This window comes from Planctomycetia bacterium (genome assembly GCA_034440135.1).
In the GTDB taxonomy this organism is placed as follows: domain Bacteria; phylum Planctomycetota; class Planctomycetia; order Pirellulales; family JALHLM01; genus JALHLM01.
This window is the reverse complement of record JAWXBP010000323.1, coordinates 1-4,009: the sequence shown is the minus strand read 5'-3', so window position 1 is coordinate 4,009 and position 4,009 is coordinate 1. Positions and strand designations below refer to the sequence as shown.

At 58.7% G+C, this 4,009-nt stretch carries 5 protein-coding genes; 3 read left to right on the top strand and 2 right to left on the bottom strand.

The features are described 5' to 3' along the window. The 3 genes from SGJ19_19640 to SGJ19_19630 all read left to right on the top strand — a co-directional run. The coding region (locus SGJ19_19640) for a hypothetical protein (GenBank protein ID MDZ4782465.1) at nt 1–207 on the top strand (207 nt) is incomplete at its 5' end. 366 nt (nt 208–573) lie between these two features. Beyond that, entirely contained in the window at nt 574–2,433 is a 1,860-nt protein-coding gene (locus SGJ19_19635; GenBank protein ID MDZ4782464.1) for a PAS domain S-box protein, read from the top strand. A gap of 13 nt (nt 2,434–2,446) precedes the next feature. Continuing rightward, on the top strand, nt 2,447–3,085 hold the full coding sequence (locus tag SGJ19_19630) for a response regulator transcription factor (protein MDZ4782463.1): 639 nt from the start codon (nt 2,447–2,449) through the stop codon (nt 3,083–3,085). A 118-nt stretch (nt 3,086–3,203) separates the two neighbouring features. On the opposite strand, the gene SGJ19_19625 is transcribed toward SGJ19_19630, so the two are convergent. Beyond that, nucleotides 3,204–3,668, bottom strand: coding sequence for an Hsp20/alpha crystallin family protein (locus SGJ19_19625; GenBank protein ID MDZ4782462.1), 465 nt, complete (start codon nt 3,666–3,668; stop codon nt 3,204–3,206). A gap of 99 nt (nt 3,669–3,767) precedes the next feature. Next, on the bottom strand, nt 3,768–4,009 hold a 242-nt coding region (locus SGJ19_19620), incomplete at its 5' end, for a hypothetical protein (protein ID MDZ4782461.1).

Sequence of the window (4,009 nt, the reverse complement as noted above, 5' to 3'; positions counted from 1 at the left end):
GATCAGCGGTTCCTGCGACATCACCATGGTGTCGCCGAAATCGCCGTTTTGGAAAAGATCAGCTTCCCGACAAAATCATCCCGGGGTGTGAACGGTTACGATGGCGACACTCTCCAGTCCGTTCGTGGCGATGTTCACTACATGCCCGTGATACGACAGGTAGCGTTGGGCGACTTCCAGAAACACCTCATCTCCGTCAGCAATTAACACTCGCATACTACGCTCCTTTTTCGTAACGGCGTCGTGGCCGCGTGCCGTAGGGGCGTTCGGCCATTTTCATGCCGGGGAATCCGCTGTCCCATGCGGACATCGGACTCGACTAAGCCGGCGACAGGGATTATGGGACACAGGCCGGCATTCCGTAATCGAAGCACAAGCCAGTCGCGAATAGCGGATTCCGCCATGCCCCTTGGAGTGCGGAATCGCTAGAATCTCGGATTGTGAGCGCAAACCGGCGCGTAGCGTTCTGCTGCAATTGCAGCCAGTTCGGGCATCAATGTGAAAATAGAAGAACAGCAACCGCCCCGATTACTTGAAGAATCCGAGTGTCGCTACCGCTGCCTGCGTGCTGCGGTGGCCGATTATCACTACCACGTCCGGGTCGAGGGTGGGCGGGTGGTGCAAAAGATCCACGGAGCGAACTGCGAAGTAGTCACCGGATACACGCCGGATGAGTTTGCCGCCAATCCGTTGTTGTGGATTGAAACCGTTTCGGGGGATGACCGTTCCGTCATCGAGCGTCAGTCGGCCGCGGTTCTTTTGGGTCAGCAGGCGCCGGCGGTTGAATACCGCATCCGGCGCAAGGACGGCCAAATCCGTTGGATTCAGAAGACAGTCGTTCCGTACCACGATGCCCAAGGTCGTGTGATCGCCTACGACAGCCTTCTCCGCGATATCACGGAAGGCAAACAGGCTCAGGAATTGCTCCGGGAAAGCGAAGAGCGCTTTCGGCTGCTTTTCGAGGACGACCTCACGGGGGGGTATCTCGCCGCGCCGGATGGAACGATTCTGCTTTGCAACCAAGCCTTCGTGGAGATTTTCGGCTTCAGCAGTCGGGAAGAGGCTGTTGGCAGCAGCCTGACGGACCTCTATGTCGCTCCCCTGTCGTGGCCACGCTTTATCCAACTCCTCTCGGACAACAAAACCTTAGAGCGATACGAACGGACCGGCCGACACAGCGACGGGACGATCCGCCATGTCATCGAAACCGTACTGGGAACCTTCGACGCAGACGGCGTACTCCTGCGAATCAAGGGATATGTTTTCGACGACACAACTTCCAAACTGGCCGCGGCAAGGATGCAGCGGCGCAATGCAGAACTGGAAGAGGTCGTCTCGCACCGCACGCAAGCCTTGCGTGAGAAGCACGAACATCTCGAAGCCATCTGGAATTCCGCGTTTGACGCGATCATCACGATTGACAGCCAGGGCCGGATCGAGACCGCCAATCGGGCTGCCGAGAAGATGTTCGGCTACTCCAATGCCGAGATGATCGGTCAGAACGTCAAAATGCTGATGCCGTCGCCGTTCCGGGAAGCACACGACAACTACCTCCGGTATTATCGCGAAACGAGCCGGGCGAGGATTCTCAACGTTCCTCGCGAACTCGTCGCTGTTCGTAAAGATGGCTCGACGTTTCCGATCGACTTGTCGGTAACCCAAGTCGACCACTCCGGATACTTTACCGGGATCATCCGCGACATCTCGGAATGCAAGGAATTGCAGAAACATGTTCTAGAAATTGCCGCCGAGGAAAAACGCCGCATCGGCCTGGAACTTCATGACGGCATCGGGCAAGAGCTGACTGGCCTCTCGTTGGTTGCGGGAACGTTGCTCAAGCTCATGACAGGCGTGCCGGGGACGGAAACTGATGGCCAAGTCGTGCGGCAACTCGACGAAGTCGGCTTTACGCGGATGCATGCCATCGTCCAAAAGCTCAATCAGAGACTTTCCGAGACGAATCGGCACGTGCAACAGCTCTCTCACGGGATCATGCCGGTTCAAATTGATGCCGAGGCGTTGCGGTCGGCGCTGGATGAGCTTGCCGCATCAACCAACACCGCAGCGGTCAGTTGCCGTTTCGATTATCCCGGGCCGGTCATGCCGCTGAATAACACCGCGGCTACGCACCTGTACCGCATCGCCCAGGAAGCGGTGAACAACGCACTTCGGCACAGCCAAGCCGACGACATTTGCATTTCGCTACGGCAGAATGAAAGCGAGATTATCTTGGAAGTGAGTGACAATGGCCTGGGCATCGACGCGCCCGACGGCGGTGTCGCCACCACTCGCAAAAACCGCGGCATGGGGTTGCGCACCATGCAGTACCGCGCCGGGATGATTGGTGGCACGTTGCATGTCGAACGCCGCGAGGCGGGTGGAACATTGGTGAGATGTGTGTCACTTTACGGGGGGGAAATCGGTGGTGAATAAAAGCCATTCGCCCGTGAAAATACTGATTGTCGATGACCACCCGTCGGTTCGTGAAGGGCTGGCGTTGCGTATTTCCCTCCATTCAGACCTGGAAGTGTGCGGCGAAGCGGACTCCGAAGACCAGGCACTCTCACTTGTGAAGCAAACCGGCCCCGACCTGGTCCTCGTTGATATCTCCCTCAAGAGCGGCCACGGCATCGAACTGATCAAGCGCATCAGGTCTCTCTATCCCGCCGTCAAAATGCTGGTCATCTCCGGCTTTCAGGAGTCTCTTTATGCTGAGCGTGCTTTCCGGGCCGGCGCACTTGGATATCTCAATAAACAGGAATCCAATGAGAAGATGATCGAAGCCATCCGTACCGTGCTCGCCGGTGAACGCTTCCTAAGTCCGGAGATCAGTCGTCGGCTCGTCAACCAAGCCCTCGGCGCGTCCGACAAAACCAAAACCCCGATCGAATATCTTACCGACCGTGAACTCGAGATCTTTCGCATGATCGGGGAAGGCTTAAAGACCAGTGCCATTGCCGAACGGCTTTTCCTCAGCACACACACCATCGACACGCATCGCGAAAACATCAAACGCAAGCTCGCCGTCAACAACGCCGCCGAGCTATCCCGCGCCTCCGTCCAATGGCTGTTGGAGAACGGCTGAGCCAATAAGGTCGTACAAGTCTGAGGATCGTCGCTCCGGTCGTGCTCGTGACGGGAGAGCCAAACGTGGCGGCGGGGACGCGGCCGTCGGCGACGAGCCGCGACCCGCCGCCGCCGCGTCAGGACTTGACCTGGATCTTACGGGCCTTGGCTTCGGGCGTCTTCGGCAAGGCGACGGTCAGAGTGCCGTCCTTGTACTGCGCGTCGACCTTACCCTCGTCGATCGAGCACGGCAGGGTCACGGTCCGCGAGAACGAACCGCTCGATCGCTCGACGCGATGATAGGTGCGGTCCTTCTCTTCCTTCTCTTCTTCGCGCTTGCCGGTGATCGTCAGCAGGTTGCCGTTGATCTGGATGTCGAGATCGGCGGCCTTGACGCCCGGGACGTCCATCCGGACTTGAACGGCTTCGGGCGTCTCCGACAGGTCCAGCGATGGCACCGAAGCGCCGAACCAGGAATCGTCGTTTTCGGGCAGAAAGTTCGACATCCAGTCGCGCATTTCGCGACGTAATTGGCCCAACGGGCTTCGCCAGGCGCTCAGGCCATTGGTGCGGGGGGCGGGAAGGGTCGACTGGTTACTCATGGCACTCTCCTTTTGGAAAAAGTGGCGATTGTCGACGGCTCTGTGGCCGAGGCGCTCGCCGGGGAAGAAAATGACTTCGGTCGATTGGGACGCACGGGGTCAACCGCAACGGGCGAAGCGAACGAGGTCGTCGCTCTTGACGGCGCCGACGGGCCAGATTTCCGACGGTACAGGATCTCCGACGAGTTGACGCAAAAGGGCCAACCGGCGGCGGCAGCCGAGGCTTGTTCGACGACGTCGCTCGCCGTCGCTCCAAGTGCTGCGGATGACTCGGGCTTGGTCGAGATACGATTCCGATTTGCTTTGCACGGCGATCGACATGGCGGCGTTCCTTCGACGAG

What these genes read in the sequence shown, in the direction of transcription:
- SGJ19_19625 (MDZ4782462.1), bottom strand. Translation starts at nt 3,668, where the DNA reads ATGAGTAACCAGTCGACCCTTCCCGCCCCCCGCACCAATGGCCTGAGC.